The organism is Roseivirga sp. E12 (genome assembly GCF_017592825.1).
Classification (GTDB): domain Bacteria; phylum Bacteroidota; class Bacteroidia; order Cytophagales; family Cyclobacteriaceae; genus Roseivirga.
In genome coordinates this window covers 355,597-372,863 of record NZ_JAGFMD010000002.1, presented here as the reverse complement: position 1 = coordinate 372,863, position 17,267 = coordinate 355,597, and the positions used below count along the sequence as shown (strand labels likewise).

The 17,267-nt window shown below is 41.1% G+C and carries 19 protein-coding genes; 9 read left to right on the top strand and 10 right to left on the bottom strand.

Features of this window, described 5'->3' with window-relative positions; all coding sequences use genetic code 11:
• Positions 1-6 precede the first annotated feature (6 nt).
• A complete protein-coding gene (locus tag J4E76_RS09320; RefSeq protein ID WP_208503415.1) occupies positions 7-1,023 on the bottom strand; it encodes an AraC family transcriptional regulator in 1,017 nt (338 codons plus the stop codon).
• Between the two features lie 104 nt (positions 1,024-1,127).
• Between J4E76_RS09320 and J4E76_RS09315 the strand changes: the two genes are divergently transcribed.
• The 3 genes from J4E76_RS09315 to J4E76_RS09305 are packed head-to-tail and all read left to right on the top strand — an operon-like array spanning position 1,128 to position 2,454.
• Positions 1,128-1,589, top strand: a complete 462-nt coding sequence (locus J4E76_RS09315) for an SRPBCC domain-containing protein (RefSeq protein WP_208503413.1) — start codon at positions 1,128-1,130, stop codon at positions 1,587-1,589.
• Positions 1,579-1,959 carry a hypothetical protein gene (locus tag J4E76_RS09310; protein WP_208503411.1) on the top strand — a complete coding sequence of 127 codons (381 nt, stop codon included), beginning with the start codon at positions 1,579-1,581 and terminating at the stop codon, positions 1,957-1,959. Before J4E76_RS09315 ends, J4E76_RS09310 begins: the two co-directional genes overlap by 11 nt.
• Before the next feature lie 42 nt (positions 1,960-2,001).
• Positions 2,002-2,454, top strand: coding sequence for a GreA/GreB family elongation factor (locus tag J4E76_RS09305; RefSeq protein WP_208503410.1), 453 nt, complete (start codon positions 2,002-2,004; stop codon positions 2,452-2,454).
• 2 nt (positions 2,455-2,456) lie between these two features.
• On the opposite strand, the gene J4E76_RS09300 is transcribed toward J4E76_RS09305, so the two are convergent.
• The 4 genes from J4E76_RS09300 to J4E76_RS09285 form a co-directional block, all read right to left on the bottom strand.
• Positions 2,457-2,636 (bottom strand): hypothetical protein, encoded by a 180-nt coding sequence (locus tag J4E76_RS09300; RefSeq protein ID WP_208503408.1) that lies wholly within the window; start codon positions 2,634-2,636, stop codon positions 2,457-2,459.
• A 41-nt stretch (positions 2,637-2,677) separates the two neighbouring features.
• Positions 2,678-4,267 (bottom strand): M1 family metallopeptidase, encoded by a 1,590-nt coding sequence (locus J4E76_RS09295; RefSeq protein WP_208503406.1) that lies wholly within the window; start codon positions 4,265-4,267, stop codon positions 2,678-2,680.
• A 71-nt stretch (positions 4,268-4,338) separates the two neighbouring features.
• A complete protein-coding gene (locus J4E76_RS09290; RefSeq protein WP_208503404.1) occupies positions 4,339-5,214 on the bottom strand; it encodes a dimethylarginine dimethylaminohydrolase family protein in 876 nt (291 codons plus the stop codon).
• Positions 5,211-6,518 carry an amino acid permease gene (locus tag J4E76_RS09285; protein WP_208503402.1) on the bottom strand — a complete coding sequence of 436 codons (1,308 nt, stop codon included), beginning with the start codon at positions 6,516-6,518 and terminating at the stop codon, positions 5,211-5,213. Before J4E76_RS09285 ends, J4E76_RS09290 begins: the two co-directional genes overlap by 4 nt.
• 69 nt (positions 6,519-6,587) lie before the next feature.
• On the opposite strand from J4E76_RS09285, the gene J4E76_RS09280 reads away from it, so the two are divergent.
• Entirely contained in the window at positions 6,588-7,664 is a 1,077-nt protein-coding gene (locus J4E76_RS09280) for an aromatic ring-hydroxylating dioxygenase subunit alpha (protein ID WP_208503400.1), read from the top strand.
• A 9-nt stretch (positions 7,665-7,673) separates the two neighbouring features.
• On the opposite strand, the gene J4E76_RS09275 is transcribed toward J4E76_RS09280, so the two are convergent.
• On the bottom strand, positions 7,674-8,783 hold the full coding sequence (locus tag J4E76_RS09275) for a VCBS repeat-containing protein (RefSeq protein WP_208503398.1): 1,110 nt from the start codon (positions 8,781-8,783) through the stop codon (positions 7,674-7,676).
• Between the two features lie 83 nt (positions 8,784-8,866).
• Here J4E76_RS09275 and J4E76_RS09270 point away from each other — a divergent pair, with 83 nt between their 5' ends.
• The 3 genes from J4E76_RS09270 to J4E76_RS09260 are packed head-to-tail and all read left to right on the top strand — an operon-like array spanning position 8,867 to position 10,917.
• Entirely contained in the window at positions 8,867-9,742 is an 876-nt protein-coding gene (locus J4E76_RS09270; RefSeq protein WP_208503396.1) for an alpha/beta hydrolase, read from the top strand.
• 2 nt (positions 9,743-9,744) lie between these two features.
• Positions 9,745-10,542 carry an alpha/beta hydrolase gene (locus J4E76_RS09265; protein ID WP_208503394.1) on the top strand — a complete coding sequence of 266 codons (798 nt, stop codon included), beginning with the start codon at positions 9,745-9,747 and terminating at the stop codon, positions 10,540-10,542.
• Between the two features lie 9 nt (positions 10,543-10,551).
• A complete protein-coding gene (locus J4E76_RS09260; RefSeq protein ID WP_208503392.1) occupies positions 10,552-10,917 on the top strand; it encodes a VOC family protein in 366 nt (121 codons plus the stop codon).
• 3 nt (positions 10,918-10,920) lie between these two features.
• Here the strand turns inward: J4E76_RS09260 and J4E76_RS09255 are convergent, their stop codons facing one another.
• The 3 genes from J4E76_RS09255 to J4E76_RS09245 all read right to left on the bottom strand — a co-directional run bounded on the left by J4E76_RS09255 (position 10,921) and on the right by J4E76_RS09245 (position 15,025).
• Positions 10,921-11,478 carry a PepSY-associated TM helix domain-containing protein gene (locus tag J4E76_RS09255; protein WP_208503390.1) on the bottom strand — a complete coding sequence of 186 codons (558 nt, stop codon included), beginning with the start codon at positions 11,476-11,478 and terminating at the stop codon, positions 10,921-10,923.
• A 114-nt stretch (positions 11,479-11,592) separates the two neighbouring features.
• A complete protein-coding gene (locus J4E76_RS09250) occupies positions 11,593-13,566 on the bottom strand; it encodes a DUF3858 domain-containing protein (RefSeq protein ID WP_208503388.1) in 1,974 nt (657 codons plus the stop codon).
• A gap of 31 nt (positions 13,567-13,597) precedes the next feature.
• Positions 13,598-15,025, bottom strand: coding sequence for an amidohydrolase family protein (locus J4E76_RS09245; RefSeq protein ID WP_208503386.1), 1,428 nt, complete (start codon positions 15,023-15,025; stop codon positions 13,598-13,600).
• Positions 15,026-15,126: 101 nt separating this feature from the next.
• Here J4E76_RS09245 and J4E76_RS09240 point away from each other — a divergent pair, with 101 nt between their 5' ends.
• Entirely contained in the window at positions 15,127-15,966 is an 840-nt protein-coding gene (locus J4E76_RS09240; protein ID WP_208503384.1) for a sterol desaturase family protein, read from the top strand.
• Positions 15,967-16,024: 58 nt separating this feature from the next.
• A complete protein-coding gene (locus J4E76_RS09235) occupies positions 16,025-16,453 on the top strand; it encodes an MOSC domain-containing protein (protein WP_236017356.1) in 429 nt (142 codons plus the stop codon).
• Between the two features lies 1 nt (position 16,454).
• Here the strand turns inward: J4E76_RS09235 and J4E76_RS09230 are convergent, their stop codons facing one another.
• Positions 16,455-17,189: a PKD domain-containing protein gene (locus tag J4E76_RS09230; protein WP_208503380.1), complete on the bottom strand. Its 735-nt coding sequence runs from the start codon at positions 17,187-17,189 to the stop codon at positions 16,455-16,457.
• Positions 17,190-17,267 lie beyond the last annotated feature (78 nt).

The following is a 17,267-nucleotide window of genomic DNA, read 5'->3' as shown; positions in this document are numbered from 1 at the left end:
ACTGATTTAGGCCTGGCTATTCTGAGACCTCCATTTTTTCGGAGTATAACCTGTCCATCTTTTAAAGGATCGGATGAAACTACTGGCATCGTTATAATTCAAGAGATAGGCTATCTGGCTTATTGATAACTCCGGTCTTTTCAAGTAAGAAAAAGCAAACTCTTCCCTCAAGGATTCAATGATTTCTTTGAAACTATGTCCCTCACTTGAAAGCTTTCTTTGAAAGGTGCGCGAGCTCATGTTGAAGTGACTTGCGACCTGATCCAAACTGGGAAACTCAGGTTTAATAAGTGAAGCTACCGATGCCTTGACTTGTTCGAAAAAACCAGCATTGGAGCTGATTTCTCTTATCCGCTCTTCAGCATGTGCTACCAATATTTTTAATAGTTGATAGTCACTGGTGACAATGGATTCTTCCATATGCCGCTTATCGAAGAATACCGCTATTTCGGCTTTATTAAAATGGACAGGGCATTGAAACAGCCTTTCATATTCTAATGTGGAATGAGGCTTGGCAAAAGGCAAATGAATTCGAAGTGGGAAGTGTTTTTTCCTAGTCAGTTCATGATACTCTCTGATGGTAAATACCAAAGTGCCATCAATAGTATGTTTTACAGCCAATTTGGATTGAGAATGCCAAGTAGGCTCAGGGGTTAATGTGAGCTTATAATACTCGTTTTCCTCTGTCAAGGCCATTGGCAATGAACTACAAGCTAACTGGGCAAAATCACAAGCATATTGCAATGCCTGCTTAATCGTTTCACTTGTTTGCGTGATTTGAGCCACCAGACCAGCGGCTGAGAGGTTTAAAGACTCTCCCAAGTGTAAGCCAAAATGATCGTCTCCAGTTTGACTCACGCACTCGTTGATTACACTATTATAAACTGTAGAATCAAGCTGGCAGTGTTCCTCATTAAGCGTATCTACATTCAGTTTGGTATGAGAAATAAGGCTTTTAATATCAGCCCCATGGAGTGAAGCAAAGTGAATAATGTTGAGTAGAAAACGCCCATTGAAAGCCATAACCCAATTTAGGGAGATTGGCGCGGATTGACAATTTTTTGGCAGATGATGCTCATCTCAGAGCAATGGATTTCACGTCTTTTGAGTAGTTAATCATTAAGCATATGAAAAAGATAGAAACAGAAATTACAATTGAAGCTGACCGAGAGCTGGTTTGGAGCACCTTGATGAATTTTAAAGCATACCCTGATTGGAATCCCTTCATAAAGAGTATCAGAGGAGAAGCCCAAAAGGGTGCCGAATTGGAAGTGACCATTGGTATGAAAAAAGGAAAACAAATGGACTTTCGACCTGAGGTATTGAAGGCCGAAAATCAAACTGAATTTAGATGGATTGGAAAGCTATTTATCAAAGGCCTATTCGATGGTGAGCACTACTTCATTTTAGAAGAACAAGCAAATGGTGGCACACTATTTAAACACGGAGAGAACTTTTCTGGCTTCATGGTAGGGCCTCTGTTGGGGATGATTAAAGAGGACATCCAAAACGGTTTCAACGCAATGAATGAAGCCTTGAAAAGACAATGTGAAAAACTAGATAGAAAGGAGTATGTAAATGTCGGTTAATAGTAAAAGACTTAGAATCACCCTAAGAATTAACGCTGCATTTTCAGCCATAAATGGAGGGGTTTTGGTGTTCTTTGGTCAGTTGGGGGAAATAATGCAAGCAAACCCCGTCACGCTTAAGTTTGTCGGTGTAGGGTTGTTACTTTTTGCAGTTTCAGTAGTAATGGTCACCAAACCTAGAGAGTTGAAGAGCAAACAAGTGATGAGCATTGTTGTTCAAGATGTCTTATGGGTATTAGCAAGTGCAGTGGTCATTTTAACAGAGATTTGGAATTTGAGTGCCTTGGCATATTGGCTTATTGCTTTTACCGCCATAGTTGTAGCCAGCTTTGGTATACTGCAATGGCGATTTTTAAGAAGGATTCATTAGCGATTTGTTTGATGGAACGGCCATCAAATCCGACCTTGCAGTATGTCTGCCCTCAAACAAGAATTACTTAACCATTGCCTTTCTAATATAGAAGAAAGAATTGATCGATTGGAGCAGGAAATGGAGGCTCTAAAGCGTTCTGCTGAGAGTGACACTAAGAGCTCAATGGGAGACAAGTATGAAACAGGTCGCGAGATGATTAATCTGGAGAAAGGTAAAATTGCCGAACAACTCAATGAGACGATTCGTATGCGTCAGGCTTTGTTAAGTATTGATGCAGACAAAAAAAATGAGATAGGAGCCTTAGGCGCACTGATTACAACAGCACAAGCGATGTACTTTATGGCAACCTCAATTGGGAAGGTTTCTTTAGGCGATCAGGATTTCTTTGTTATATCTCCCGTTTCACCAATAGGTCAGCAGTTGCTTAACAAGAAGGTTGGTGATCAGATTAGCTTTGCAGGAAAAGAGATAGCCCTACTTAACATTGAATAGTTTTATTTAAATGGGTCGTCATCAGCTTCCTTTTCAACTACTTCGATTTTGTCATTGGTGTCATCCATGAACTTAGTTTCTTGATTGACAATATTGGCAATACCCACCATATAAGCCATCATCAAAGTTCTGAGGCCTCTAATGAGAAATGTAAAAAATCTTTTTAGTCGTGACTTAGGCATGCCGATGGCTGGGCAATCACCATACCAGACAGGTTATGTCACTATTTCTCTGTCACTTTGCCCTGAAATAGTAGCCATGTGTCAGGATCTAGAACGATTTCGGCAGGCTTTTTCTTTGATTTGACTTTGAATGATTCGTATTCGTCAGTTATGCTCAATGTTTCCTTTTGGGTAGAGCCATCATCAAAAATGATGAGGAATTCGAGGTCAAATTCAAATAGTTCAGATTGATCTTGTGCAGTAAAAATGTTTAACTTTTTGCCTTTGTAGGTCCAACTGAACTCAATCTCTGGTTGTCCCGCGGTGTATATCCACTGCTTAAAGAATTGATCAAGGTCTTTACCCGATGCTTCTTCGAAAACTTCCTTTAAGTCTTCTGTCAACGCATTGGAGTACTTAAACTTGTTGTAGTAAGTCTTGATACCTTTCCAAAAAACTTCATCGCCTACTTCCTTTCGAAGCATGTGCAGTACCCAGCCACCCTTTTGATAAGTGTTTGCATTGAGCAACTTCATGTAGTCAGTTACAGCAGTATTTACTACTGGAACAAGTTGTTGCCTGCTGAAATTGATCACATTCTCCCTTTGCTGTTTGACCATTTCTACCAACTTATCTCGACCATAGGTCTCTTCCATGTAGAGATTGGTAAAATAGGTTGCAAAACCTTCGCTTAACCATGCATGATGCCAGTTGGCCTCGGATGCCGAATTACCGAACCATTGGTGAGCAATTTCATGAGCTATCAGGCCTTCGGCAGATCGCTTTCCATCTATGGATCTTTCTGAGTAGAAGATATTACCTGCGTTTTCCATTCCTCCAAACTGCGTTTTGGATTGAACATTGGCCAGTTTGGCATATGGATAGGGTGCAACATTATCAACAAACCACTTCAAAATCGGAGCGGCTTGGGCATAGTCATAAAAACCATCTTTTTCGTCTTGAGGATAAACCCAACTGGATACCTGTGCACCGTCCACAACTTCTACATTGTCAACGGCAAAGCGAGCAGCGCCCATGACCATCACCTTAACTGGGATTACGACTTCAGTTTTCCACTGCGTCTTGGTGAAGTTATTACCAATAGACTCCTCTCTAACAAGTCGACCATTTCCAACAACTTTATAGTGACTTGGTGCAGTAACTATCCATTCCACCGTTGCCTTATCAGAGGGATGGTCTACAGTTGGCAGCCAATGCCTTCCACGGTTAGGCCAGTTGTCTCCGAAAAAAGTTCTATCGCCATATTTGTTTTTAGAAATGACTAGGCCGGTTTGCGGAACCCCATCATAAGCAATTGTGAAGGACTTAATTTCTCCTGCTTTACCTCCCTCTTTAATGGTTACCTGGTTGTCAAAATGTGTATAAGGAATTCGCTTTTCATTTGACATGATCCGATTGACAGACATGCCTTTTCCATTTTCAGGGTTAATCAGGTCGAGGACAAACTCACTGACCTCTTTTTTAAATTTAACGATAACGGTTGCGGCTCCTTCAATACGATCATTTTCGTCATTCAGCTTTATATCGAAGGAGTAGTGTTGAACGTCTAGCTCATTGAACCTATCAAAATGTTTTTGAGCGAAAAGGGATGTTGAGAGAAATAAGGCAAGAATAGCAAGTCGAAGCTTCATGAGATCAGGTTTGAAAGTTTTGAATGTATGAAATTCAATGGCAGAGGGCAATACTGATTTTTTATATGGTGTTAGATTTCCCTATAAATAGGTCGCGTTAAACAGGTTGGTCCGCCACCTCCCTTTACGCTTATTTCTGAACCTGCATATTCTTTTACTATGCAACCGGCCTCTGCTAATCGTGATTTAGTGATTGGGTTTCCAGCTACCATTAAGCATTCTCTAGGAGAAAGTGCTAATACGTTGCAGCCCATTGATTCAAATTCTTCCTCAGGTACTTCTACAAAGTCAAAGCCACGGTCGATGAGCAAATTTCGAAACTTGATTGGCATTAACGGAGAGTAGATCACGGCCAAATCCTTGTCAACAGGGCTTAAAATAGACATGAGGTGAAACACATCAGAAGGTCCTTTATAATGGGGCAACTCTACTGGTATGACTTCAATACCCTTTGGGCCTAAAAGCGCTTCCAATTGTTTCATGCCCTCTGGGTTGGTCCTATAGGTATGCCCGACTGCTACCGTAGTTTGATCCAGCCAGGCCACATCCCCCCCCTCTAAAGTTCCAGGAGAATTGATAGTACCCAGAATATTCAGTCCTATCGACTGGTAGGCCTTGACTTGAGCTTTGGGTTCATTAATACGGCCACCTTTCCCCATATTACAAATGATCATACCGAAGTCAGTAGCTAAAGCTGCGTCACGACAATAGATAGAGTCCATCATAACGGTGTCATCGGCTTGAAGAAAATTCAACTCAATATCTTGTTTGACAAAATGGGATTGAAAGGCTTCGTATTCAATAAGCGCTTCTTGGAATATTGGCTCGCCCAGATAGTTCAGTTCTTCCCATTGAGTTTGTAAAGTTGCTTGATTAAGAAATGCCTCAGAAGCGGGTTTAATCCATAATGACTTCAGTGTTCCATATTCCGAATGGCATGTTTTCATGTACGCTTTCTTTTATTCCAAAAATAGATGGGTAAACCGAGAGCAACTCCACCAAAGCCCCAGAGGTTAGCCTCAAGCCCTGAGCCTATGAACATCCAAATTGAGAAGGATGTTGCAACAATTCCTAGGGCCAAGTTTCGATATGACGATGTAAAACCCAATTTATTCTTTAATGAGAAGTGCAAGAAGGCAAGAGCACTAGTTGCATACGATATTAGGACGGTTACTGTAGTGAGTAAGAGTACGAAAGCATAAAGACTATTTAGTCCTTTTGATTGATTGGCAAGGAGCAACAACGTGATGATTACGCTAGATATAATAATGCCAAAGCTCGGAGTGTCATTACGATTCTTTTTACCAAAAGCCTTTGGCAAGAGTCCATCACCTGCCATGGCTAATGGAAGTTGCCCCTGAATCAATATCCATCCGTTGAGTGCCCCAAAGGCAGATATACAGGCACCCCCAGCTATTAAATAACGTGCATTTTCCCCCCATAGGTTGGCGGCAGCATCGCCATATGGTGCTACAGAAGTCGATAGCTGATCAGGTGGTAGTATACCAAATAGTGAGATTGAACTTAGGATGTAGATGATGGTAACAATGGCGGTACCTAAAATGGTCGCACGCGGTATGGTTTTCTTTGGGTTCTTAATGTTTCCTGCAGGTATAGTAGCCGCCTCTAAGCCCATAAAAGCAAAGAGACAAAAGGCTGTAGTAATTGTAATGGCTTTTAAGCTTGAGCTCTCACTTAGGTTGAAAGGGGTGAAGTGATCTGCTTGAAAAAAGAAAAAACCTGCGATGGTAATCGTGATTATTGGAATGATCTTTAGAATAGTAGAAACGAGCTGCAATTTGCCCGCACTTTTTATGCTATGGCTGTTAAGAGCTGTAAGTAGCCAAAGTGTTAGAAAACCGGCCAAGGCAGCCAAAACTGTATTTTCTGCCAATGCTGGTATGAATACACTTAAATAGCTTACGAAAGTAATGGTGATGGCAGCATTTGTAGCCCATATAGATATCCAATAGCCCCATGCCACTATGAATGCGGTGAATTCACCAAAGGCCTCTCGGCTATAAGCATATGGCCCGCCACTAGCTGGAATAACTTTAGATAATAGACTTAATACTTTGGCCATAAAAAGAGCCCCAGCGGCAGCTACTGCCCACCCTATTAAACTAATCCCACCGTATGGGGCAAGTGCCGTTGGTATTGAAAAAATACCAGAGCCAATCATTCCACCAACCACCAAGGAGGTCACTGTCCAGAGCCCGAGTTGTTTGGATTTTTCACTCTTAGAAGACATGTAAGAAGATCAAATGAGATTGCTTATTTTGCGATAAGTGATTTAGTAAGATATTAAGAATAGTCGAGCATGCCTAAATACGAGATTCATCCAGAAATTGAATACGCTGAGACATTACCCTCTTCTTTCTATAGAAGCTCTGTGGTGTTTGAAAGCTTGTTAGAAAAGGTGTTTGCCAAGTCGTGGCAATTCGTGGGCGATCAAAGTTTAGCACTTGAGGGTGGCGCTGTTTTTCCTTTCAAATTTGAGGGTACAGACGAACCCATGATTTTATGTCGTCAGGGAGATGAATTGAGAATACTCTCAAATGTGTGTACGCACCGTGGAAATATATTGTGCCATCACTCAACCAAAGCCCGAAATATTACCTGCGCCTATCATGGCCGAAGGTTTGGTCTGGATGGGAAATTCCAGCACATGCCGCAATTCAAAGCCACCAAAAACTTTCCACGCCCTGCCGATGACTTGCATGAGTTTCCGATGTTGAAATGGGGTCCATGGCTTTTTGCCTCCCTAGGACATGCTTATGATTTTAAGGATGTGATTGCCGCTATGGAACGGAAGGTTGGGTATATGTCATTGGACAAATTCAAACTCCATGCTAATAGGGGCAAAGACTATCACATCAATGCCCATTGGGCCCTTTACTGCGATAACTACTTAGAAGGGTTCCATATTCCTTTTGTTCATGCCGATTTGAATGCAACACTTGATTATGGGAATTATGAAACGGTCTTGTTTAAACATGCTAACCTGCAAATTGGCTATGCCGATGGAGACGAACATGTTTTTGAATTCCCGGAGAATCACGAAGATTACGGAAAATCTATAGCCGCCTATTACTTCTGGGTGTTCCCTAATATGATGTTCAATTTTTACCCATGGGGACTATCTATAAATATTGTAAGACCAATATCGAAAGAAGAGACAAAGGTGTCTTTCATTTCTTATGTCTATGATGAGACTAAACTAGATGTGGGTGCTGGTACAGGGCTAGATAAAGTTGAGCAGGAAGACGAAGCAGTGGTAGAAGGTGTGCATCAAGGGATGAAGTCAAGTATTTACAATACGGGCCGTTATTCTCCCGAAATGGAAAAGGGAGTACACCATTTTCATAGACTTTTGACAGAGTTCTTAAATGCTTAAATATCTCTACTACTTCTTCGGGAGGTTCATGTGAAACAAATTCAGCTCGTCAGAATTGGCTTCAATAAGGTCAGGCCTACCATCACCATTTAGGTCTGCGGTAATAATGTCATAGCTGTTGAATTTAGGGCCAACACTCATTTGGGTCCAGCTTTTCCCACTATCATTATTAAGAAATACTGAATTTGTGCCTCTTACATTCGCAACTACAATATCCATATCACCATCAAGGTCTAGGTCACTAGTAGTTACCGAATATGATTGATCCTCCTCAGAGTCATAGATTGCACTTTTCTTAAAGCTCATATCTTTATCTCCAAAATAAATAGCGTTTGGTTGCCCAATATTGGCAGTAACAATGTCTTTGTACCCATCCTGATTGATATCAGCGATTGCCACGGCTCTGGTTTCGTCAGAACCTGTTCCAAAAAGAATTTTAGTAGAGAAATCAAGATTACCTCCGTTTAGGTAAATGGCATTCGACTGACCATCTCTATTTGCCAGAATCAGATCTAAGTCGCCATCCTCATCTATATCTGAAACCTCCACATCGATTGTCGAATCATCCTTGGCACCAAAACCAATTGGCTCAGAGAAACCCCCTTTACCATCATTTAGACAGATTTCATTTTCCTGACCACGGTTGGTGATTAAAATATCAACGTCACCATCCTGGTCAAGATCAGCTAAGGTGAGATTGCGTGTATTCGAGTATCGTTTACCAAAATGCTTTCCTCTTGTGAAATTGCCCATGCCATCATTGAAGTAGAGCATGTTAGGTGCGTTGTCATTGCCTACAGCCACATCTAAGTCACCATCACCATCGAGGTCGGCCAGTTCAGTGGCATAACTCGTTTCACTTGTAATATCAAGTGGTTGAGAAAGGGTAAAGATGCCACGGCCATCATTAAAGAAAACTTGGTTTTGTAGTGGCCAATGCCTTCCGTTTGCTACAACAATATCCAGGTCACCATCGCTGTCTATATCGCCAATGCCTATAGAGGCCGTTCGGTCTTTGTTGGTACCCAAAATATAGCGATTGCTACTTCTGAATTGAAGACTTTGGCTAAAGCAGTGCTGGACAATTAGTAGGCAGCATATAGTCAGAATCTGTTTCATTTGGGTTCGGTTTGGCGTTTGAACTTTTAAGCTAGCAAATTCTGGCCTATTGTAATCCGCAGGACTTTTAATATCTTACTTAGATGGAAATTGGTACTATACTGATCCTAGTAGGCGTAGCATATATAGTGGCTAATTTCGTGATCTATTTTGCCCAAGAGCGTTTCCTCTTTAAGCCAGAAAAACTTCCCGAAGACTTTGAATTCAAATACCCTAACCTTCGGTTCGAAGAGTATAACCTTGAAAAAGAACCAGGGGTCAATATCAATGGTATTCATTTCAGAATTGCCGAACCAAAGGGAGTAGTCATTTATCTCAAGGGAAATTCTAAATCTTTAAAAGGTTGGGGCAAGTTTGCAGTCGATTTTACCAGGCTCGGTTACGATGTTTTGATGGTGGACTACCGTGGTTTTGGCAAAAGTACGGGCAAGAGATCAGAGGAAGGTATCAAGGAAGATTTACAATATGTCTATGATAAAGTGCGAGAGCAAGTTCCGGAAAAATACATTGTCCTTTACGGTCGGTCATTAGGTTCTGGCTTTGCAGCTAAAATTGCTTCTAATAATCATCCGAGAATGTTGGTGCTCGAATCGCCTTACTATAGCTTGGCTAAGGTGACTAAGCGCTACATTCCTTTTATGCCTGTTTCACTATTGATTAAGTTTCCAATTCGGACATACAAATGGCTTAAATACGTGAATTGCCCCATCAAAATCGTTCATGGTACAAACGACAAGCTTATTCCCTTTAAGACAGCTGTGTCGCTGTCAAAAGTGAATGCCGAAAACACGAGACTTTATCCGGTAATTGGAGCCGGGCACAACAACCTCCATACTTTCGAGGAGTATCATCGTATGCTCGAGGAAATTCTCAATGCTAAACTGCCGGGTACCATTGATCCGACAGAAACAAGTTTGAATTTTAAGAGAAAGCGTAAAAAGGAAAGACAAAATCCATAATATTGAAACGCTTGTTGATCATAGGTTCCAGTCTTCTTTTCGTTTACATTCTAGGTGCAGTATTCCTGTACACGTTACAGGAAAAATTCATTTTCCTCGATGGAGAATTGCCCGAAGATCATGTCTACAGTTTTGACACTCCACATGAAGAAGTTGACCTGACTACAGATGATGGTGCCAAACTGAATGCTCTTCATTTCAAAGCAGAAGATACCAAAGGCCTGATCTTATATTTTCATGGTAATCGGGGAAACCTCACCCGTTGGGGAAAGGTGGTTGAACGTTTCGTGAAACTTGACTATGACGTTCTTGTAATGGACTACCGTGGTTATGGCAAGAGCAGGGGAGAACGTTCCATGGAGCTTTTGCTGAGTGATGCTGAGTTATTTTACAGTTATGCGCTTAGCCAGTATCCTGAAAATGAAATCACCCTCTATGGCCGATCGCTTGGAACTGGAATCGCTTCGTGGCTCGCAGGGAAACATGTACCTAAGAGACTCATTCTGGAAACACCTTATTACTCTCTAGCTGCTGTAGCTCAGCGTTACTACCCGATTTACCCCTCTAATTGGGCGCTCCGTTATAACTTCCAAAGTTTCAAATACCTGAAAACTGCCGAGTGCCTTGTCCATATTTTTCATGGAACGGATGATGAGGTTGTGCCTTATAAATCAGGCGAGAAACTGCACGAGTCCCTGCCGGAAGGCCAATCAGAATTCATCACCATTGAAGAAGGAAGGCATAAGAACTTGTCTGACTTCGAAGAATTCAGAAATCAATTAAGTAGAATACTCAAGTAAGAAATCATAATGCTTGGATTAAGAACAACCATCTACAAAGTTTCAGATATGGAAGCCGCCAAGGCTTGGTACACACAAGCCTTTGGTACCAAACCCTATTTCGATGAGCCATTCTATATCGGGTTCAATATTGGAGGCTATGAACTGGGTCTGCAACCAGAAGAAAATTCAGGAGCAGAAAAGGTCGATAGTGTATTGAGCTACTGGGGTGTAGAGAAAATAGAGGAGGAATATAAAAAGCTACTCGCTCAGGGGGCTACGCCTCATGAAGCACCCACTAATGTAGGGGGCGAGCTCATGGTGGCAACTGTCAAAGACCCTTGGGGAAATGTGCTCGGTTTGATTTATAACCCTTATTTTAAGCTCCCTAACTAGAAGCTACATAATAAAAATCAAGAAGATGAGGGGGAAGAGCATACCTATCAATGCCATATACCAGCCTCGTTTCTTAAAGCTATTTTTTCCACTGGAGATAAACATGCCTGAAAGCGCAATGAAGATCATGGCGATTCCAAAGATGTCCGAATACCAGATCCATGCTGGATTGGTCGTTTGATGCAAGTCAGCCATCTCTTTCAAAAGGATTCGCTTACCATACCATTCCTTTTCACCTACGCCAGTTTCTAGATTAATTTCAGCACGGGCTTTATCATAAAATATGCGTAGCTCACCATTTTGAATACGGAAGCTTTTGTACTCGTTGCCGATTCCAATCTCAGGTAATTTTGACTCAACAAACTCTTTTGTAATTAACTCCACATCAGCTGGAAGTGGCATGTTGAAGGCCTCAGACTCATAGACAAATTGTCTTGAATTAAAGGTTCTTCTATGGTTCAAAGCAATTCCCGAAATAGAGAAAGCGAGGATTAACCCTACAAAGATGTAAGCAATATCTCTATGGTAGTTTCGGCAGAAGTTTCTGAATTTTTGACTCATTATTCTTATTTAGACCAATTCTTAATAGTGGCACAAATATAGAATTGAGTTTTAGAATATCAAGCGGATGATAAAATTATTTAGAATAATTCTTGATAAGCCAAATAGCAGTCCTTATTCAATTTTCTTAAGTACAACAAGCTCATTGAATTTATCAACAAACTGATCTATATGCTGTCTTATCTGTTTGTACTCTTTGGGATCATAGACTGATTTTTTAAAGATATACTTTCCTTGAATGAGAAGTGCGTTGTTAACTTCCTGAACTTGATAGTCTATTTTTATGAGACCATTATCAATCAATAGATTCTCTGGTTTTGAGAGTACTTGAAAGCCTTCCGGAATGCTTAAAGTGCTGATATATTCCCTATGCCTTTTGTAAATAAGATCAACAGGATAGCTTCTTGATTTTGCCTTTAGCGGGTTTGACCCCCAGGGCTTGTTAAGAAATGGTCGGATATTAATTAGGTCTCCAAAACGGTCTATACCCGGAGCACTGGCGCTATAATTAATTGTGAATGCTTTATTTCGTTGAGATATTTCGGATTTAATAATTTCACCTTCCAGATTATATGATTCTAAAGCCTCTTTTAAGAAATCAGGGTCTTTTTTCGCAATCAATGCGTCATAACCTGTCATTGATCGTTTGAAATCTCCAACTACCAAATTACTCTCCAAATCTATGCTTAGAGCTAATTCTTCTTGAATTGAAGAGAGGGGTTCGGTTGAAAGATTCACCCATAATTCGCCTTCTTTTGTAATTACCAAACCTTGTTCGTTAATGCACTGAGCTGGTATCCAACCAAAGGGCAACAAGGGCTCCGTTGCATCTAAAAGATAGCTTCTGCCATCTAACTCTAGTAGAACTATGCTGGAGTTGAAAAAGCTTTCGAATGGATCAGTTTTTATGATTTTCCCATGACTTCGAGTACTGATCAGCACAGCCTTAGCGTTGAGGCCAGCTGCTTGAAGCAAACCGGCTAAGAAGAGATTTATCTCTGCAGTACTCCCCTCGTTGAGTGCCATGAATTCCTTTGTGGATAACTCGGTGTATTTTTGGAAGTAGCCATTCCATGAAAAACGATTCTTCACGTAGTCGGTGATTTTTTGAGCTTTTTCGATTGGAGTGAGCGAACTTACTTTAAGTTCATCCTTGAAGATCTTTTTAGCCGACCTACTGCTTTTCTGAATGAACTTTCCATAGCTATCATAGGCCAATAATTCCTTTGAAAGTTGAGGCCAGGTGGTCATAAACTCGTCACTTGTACCATCGGGCTTGTAAATCTTTGTCAGTTGCCAATCCATTTTAACGATGTAATCACTTTTTGATGTGATAAAGGATTCATCATTAAATGCGGACAAATTTTTCATAGCAAACTTGTAGTTGACATCTTTGAATTCAATGTCCGCGAATGTTCTATCGAATTTTGATTCACTATTGGAAGTGTAGTCAAAGCGAGTTTTACCTTGGAGCAGGTAGGTGTATTCATAGAATGGGATTATGCCAACTTCATACTCGCTGTAGACTGTTGGTAAATCGCTTTGGAATTCCCAATCTGGAATATTGTTGCTTCGAGGAATCTCAAGTGTATATTGGTATTCAATTACACTCCCCACTTTGACGTTTGGTATTACAAATTTCTTCGTCCACAGCTCGTTACCCAATTGTTCTTCATAGATATCTTTCTCCGAGAGTTCATTTTTAATTTGACCCTTTGTGTCGTCCCAATTATAGGCAGTGGCCTTAATATCATACACCAATTGTTCTCTATTATAACCACTTCGGAAAAAGTATATGTTAATATCTCCCCTTGCCTGACCGGAAGTTTTAAGGATCTTAATTCGCTTAGTTCTGGTGAAAATAATATTGAATTGACCCTTTTCGCGATCAATCTTGAAGGTGGATTTCCCTTTGTCAAAGAGTATAACTGCCTCTGCCTCTTTATCTGCAGCGTAGGTTTTGAGCTTCAGTTCTTCATCGCTAACAAAACCAAAATTCCGATTTTGAGATAACGCAGTAAATTGAATCAGCAATAAAAGAATTACACCAACACTTCGATGTATTAAGGTCTTGTGAGTCATGTTCATTGTAAAGATATCCTTGAAAATAGATGGTTAATCAGTGCATTCCAACCTTACCCTTCATCGATTGGAAGATTTTTTGAGAGTCGAAACCAATGCCGTTTTTGAAGACTACTTCCATCTTTCGAATGTTGGCAACATCGGCTTCAAGATCACCATCAATTAGGACAAGGTCCGCCTTCTTTCCAACTTCCACAGAGCCTACTTCGACATCTCTCTCGAGGTATTTTGCACCATTGAGTGATGAAATTTTAATTGCCTCTGTCAAGCTAAAGCCTGCTTCAATAAAGAGTTCTACCACCCTTTGGTTGGCATAGCCAGCTACTGTTCTGCCTGCACCAGTGGGATCAGTACCAGCTACTAGTTTTCCTCCTGCTTCATAGAACATTTTTTCCCAAGCCATTTGCTTCTTGAATTGGGCCAATGATGCAGCATCTTTTCCTTGTCTTCTCGTGTGACTGGCTATTAAGCTTTCTTTGATTTCTGGACTCATTGCATCTATACCACCGCCTAAGACGACCTCACGATCAGTATAGGGCTCAAAAACAGGTAAAGTTGAGGTTATGGCCACATCCTTTTCAATCAGAAAGTCCATTAGTGATTTCATTTCAGGGCTGTCTAAGTCAAGGTCTCTAAGGGCCTGACCTCTTTTGAATGCTGGGCAAAAATCGTCCACTTTATCCTTCACAAAATCGGAGCTTTGGAAGAAACCATGCTCAATATTATCAATACCAATTTCTGCTGCTTCTCGATAGGTGACTGAGCAAATATGACCTGTCACTTTTTTGTCTTTTGCATGCGCAGCCTTCACAACTTGAGTAAGGTCTTCTTTGGTAATGTTTTGATAGACCTTGAATGAGTTGATGCCCCTATCGGCCCAGAAATTCACCATTTCCACGCCTTCTTTAGAGCTATTGATAATACCCACTTCAGGAACTGGCGTGCCCGCCCTTTCGATAAACGGACCCGTCAGGTCCATCTTAGGTCCAAGCATTCGCCCTTCTTGTATTGATTTGCGAATATTGAGGTCTGTTTGTGGTTCTATGCTTCCCGCTGTTCTAATGGTGGTAACACCGCCTGCTAGGTAAAGCCTGGGGAAGGTAAATGTCATTTGAGCAACACTGAAAACACCATCAAAGGGTTTAGGGTAGAAGATGTGCTCGTGTAACATTACTAATCCAGGGATTATTGTTTTACCACTGCCATCAATGTGTGTGGCTCCCTCAGGTATGGTCACCTGATTACTGTTTCCAATAGCAATTATATTTTCTCCTGTAAATACAACGGTTTGATTGTTTCTTATTGGCCCACCTGTTCCGTCTATCAGTTTCACATTGGTAATGGCAACTGTAGATTCCTGAATCCTTACATAAGGTTGAACGGCTCTAGAGAATTCTTGGGCAATGGAAAGTGCTATGGTTGTGATTGTAAAAGTGATTACTAAGAATAGGGTCCTGAATTTCATGGCGAAGTTTAAAAGGTGATCTTAAGATAGGTAAATCCCGCAAATATTGAGATTGATCTTACACCGATTGCAATTGTGCTGCATGCAGAATAAATTGGAGGATGGAATCTCTTGTAAGTTTCTTCGATAATGTACCTACTGAGTTCAGAGCAGGTATACTCATTAGTGGTATTCTATTCTTTTGGATACTTGAAGGAACAGTTCCTTTAATTCGCTTTAGTTATAAGAAGTGGAGGCACGCGGGCATCAATCTGTTTCTGACATTGACCACTATGATTATCGGTTTCGGACTCGCTGGAGCGCTGCTGTTCGCCTCAGATTTAGTGGCTCAGAATAGGTTTGGCTTGCTGTATATTATCGACCTGCCGCTTTGGGGACAACTGATTGTCGGAGTTCTGCTTATGGACTTAATTGGCGCTTACTTTATCCATTGGACCGAGCATAAGGTCAAATGGATGTGGAAGTTCCACTTGGTTCACCATTCGGATACTACGGTGGATGTGACGACAGGGCTGAGACATCACCCAGGAGAGACAGTTTTTAGAATTGGCTTTACCATTTTGGCTGTGATGGTTATTGGTGCTCCAATGTGGATTATCATGGTTTACCAAAGCCTGTCTGTACTCTTTGCCCATATCACACATGCCAATATTAATATGCCTAAAGCTGTAGATCGTGCACTTTCTTGGGTTTTCATTACACCACTCATGCACAAGGTGCACCATCACTATATGCAACCTTTAACTGATACCAACTACGGAAATATCTTTTCTTTTTGGGATAGAATATTTGGGACCTTTGCTCAGGTAGAGGATACCACTGAGTTAGTTTATGGTATAGACACGCACATGGATCCAAAAGAAAATGATCAGATGGGGAGCCTTTTGAAAATTCCTTTCGAACCTTACCGCCCTCCCACGGGTTCAAAATTTGGAGATTAATATGCTGGGGAAAAGTATTAGGGAACTGACGAGCCAATTGGCTCAAGACGGAAAAGTAATGAAGGTTACGATCAGACCTTATCGTAAGCAACCTCCTCTTATGATGACTGAGGTGAATGCCATTGCCGAAGTAGGCCTTGAGGGAGATCATTATGCCAGTAAAGGAGGCAAGCGTCAAGTAACCTTGATTTCACAAGAACATATTAATGCTGTTGCTTCCTTTATGGGCAAGGAAGGAATCGATCCACTTCTATTAAGAAGAAATATCGTTACCTCGGGTATTAATCTTCTGGCTCTTAAGAACAGGCGTTTTCAAATTGGCCAAGCCATTCTAGAGTATACCGGAGAATGTCATCCATGTTCAAGAATGGAAGAAAACCTAGGCCGAGGTGGTTATAACGCCATGCGAGGCCATGGTGGCATCACCTGTCGAGTAATTCAGTCAGGCCGAATTACTCGAGGTGATTCAATAAAAGTTTTAGACTAGATTATCTTATATCAAAGGCAATGATGAAACCATACCCGTCAGCTTGGAATTCAAACTGACCTTCGCCAGTTTGGTAGTCTATCTCGCTGGCAATGGTAACCGGGTTTATGGTAAATGATGCCATAAAGTCAGATACATTTGCGTCAGTGAAAGGTTCGTCATTATCAATGTAGACAAAATTCCAGTTGGCATCTGTTAGCATCACCTGACTAGGAGTGTCAATTGTTCCACTCCTTGGTAAATCGTTGCTAGTAAAATCATCACCAAGTTGGAATGGATTAAATATATCCTGTCCAACAGGAAAGAACCCAAAGAGTAATTCAGGACCGCTTCCATCAGGGTCCCATGCCTCATTGTTGTCATTCACAAAGCTGATTGCTGTAACCGCCAATGCTACAGTGAATCTATTTCCCACAAGTACTGTACTGGTAGATGTAGCCACATCGCCAGAGCTGCTTGTTACGGTAAGCGTCACCGTGAATGTACCAACTGAATTGAAAGTGTGTGAGGCATTTTGGGTGGCGACCGCTGTTGTATTATCTCCAAAATTCCATGAAAATGTTTCTCCATCTGTTGATGTATTAGTGAATGTCACGATATCACCAGGTTCAACTACCTGCCTATCTTGAGTGAAATTGGGTGTTGGGATTACGGTAGGCCCTTCATCGTCACTTCCTCCACAGGAATAGATTAATACAATAGAGGCTAAGGCAATGATTTTGAAGAGGTTTTTCATAGTTGAGTATTTAATCGAAGAGTATTTTTAAACTTAACACCTAATTAATACAATTCCCTTAGTTGTTGTTTGAATGGA

What these genes read in the sequence shown, in the direction of transcription:
- J4E76_RS09260 (WP_208503392.1), top strand. Translation starts at nt 10,552, where the DNA reads ATGCTTGGATTAAGAACAACCATCTACAAAGTTTCAGATATGGAAGCC.
- J4E76_RS09300 (WP_208503408.1), bottom strand. Translation starts at nt 2,636, where the DNA reads ATGCCTAAGTCACGACTAAAAAGATTTTTTACATTTCTCATTAGAGGC.
- J4E76_RS09280 (WP_208503400.1), top strand. Translation starts at nt 6,588, where the DNA reads ATGCCTAAATACGAGATTCATCCAGAAATTGAATACGCTGAGACATTA.
- J4E76_RS09315 (WP_208503413.1), top strand. Translation starts at nt 1,128, where the DNA reads ATGAAAAAGATAGAAACAGAAATTACAATTGAAGCTGACCGAGAGCTG.
- J4E76_RS09230 (WP_208503380.1), bottom strand. Translation starts at nt 17,189, where the DNA reads ATGAAAAACCTCTTCAAAATCATTGCCTTAGCCTCTATTGTATTAATC.
- J4E76_RS09285 (WP_208503402.1), bottom strand. Translation starts at nt 6,518, where the DNA reads ATGTCTTCTAAGAGTGAAAAATCCAAACAACTCGGGCTCTGGACAGTG.
- J4E76_RS09295 (WP_208503406.1), bottom strand. Translation starts at nt 4,267, where the DNA reads ATGAAGCTTCGACTTGCTATTCTTGCCTTATTTCTCTCAACATCCCTT.
- J4E76_RS09240 (WP_208503384.1), top strand. Translation starts at nt 15,127, where the DNA reads ATGGAATCTCTTGTAAGTTTCTTCGATAATGTACCTACTGAGTTCAGA.
- J4E76_RS09320 (WP_208503415.1), bottom strand. Translation starts at nt 1,023, where the DNA reads ATGGCTTTCAATGGGCGTTTTCTACTCAACATTATTCACTTTGCTTCA.
- J4E76_RS09310 (WP_208503411.1), top strand. Translation starts at nt 1,579, where the DNA reads ATGTCGGTTAATAGTAAAAGACTTAGAATCACCCTAAGAATTAACGCT.
- J4E76_RS09305 (WP_208503410.1), top strand. Translation starts at nt 2,002, where the DNA reads ATGTCTGCCCTCAAACAAGAATTACTTAACCATTGCCTTTCTAATATA.
- J4E76_RS09270 (WP_208503396.1), top strand. Translation starts at nt 8,867, where the DNA reads ATGGAAATTGGTACTATACTGATCCTAGTAGGCGTAGCATATATAGTG.
- J4E76_RS09235 (WP_236017356.1), top strand. Translation starts at nt 16,025, where the DNA reads ATGAAGGTTACGATCAGACCTTATCGTAAGCAACCTCCTCTTATGATG.
- J4E76_RS09255 (WP_208503390.1), bottom strand. Translation starts at nt 11,478, where the DNA reads ATGAGTCAAAAATTCAGAAACTTCTGCCGAAACTACCATAGAGATATT.
- J4E76_RS09250 (WP_208503388.1), bottom strand. Translation starts at nt 13,566, where the DNA reads ATGAACATGACTCACAAGACCTTAATACATCGAAGTGTTGGTGTAATT.
- J4E76_RS09245 (WP_208503386.1), bottom strand. Translation starts at nt 15,025, where the DNA reads ATGAAATTCAGGACCCTATTCTTAGTAATCACTTTTACAATCACAACC.
- J4E76_RS09290 (WP_208503404.1), bottom strand. Translation starts at nt 5,214, where the DNA reads ATGAAAACATGCCATTCGGAATATGGAACACTGAAGTCATTATGGATT.
- J4E76_RS09275 (WP_208503398.1), bottom strand. Translation starts at nt 8,783, where the DNA reads ATGAAACAGATTCTGACTATATGCTGCCTACTAATTGTCCAGCACTGC.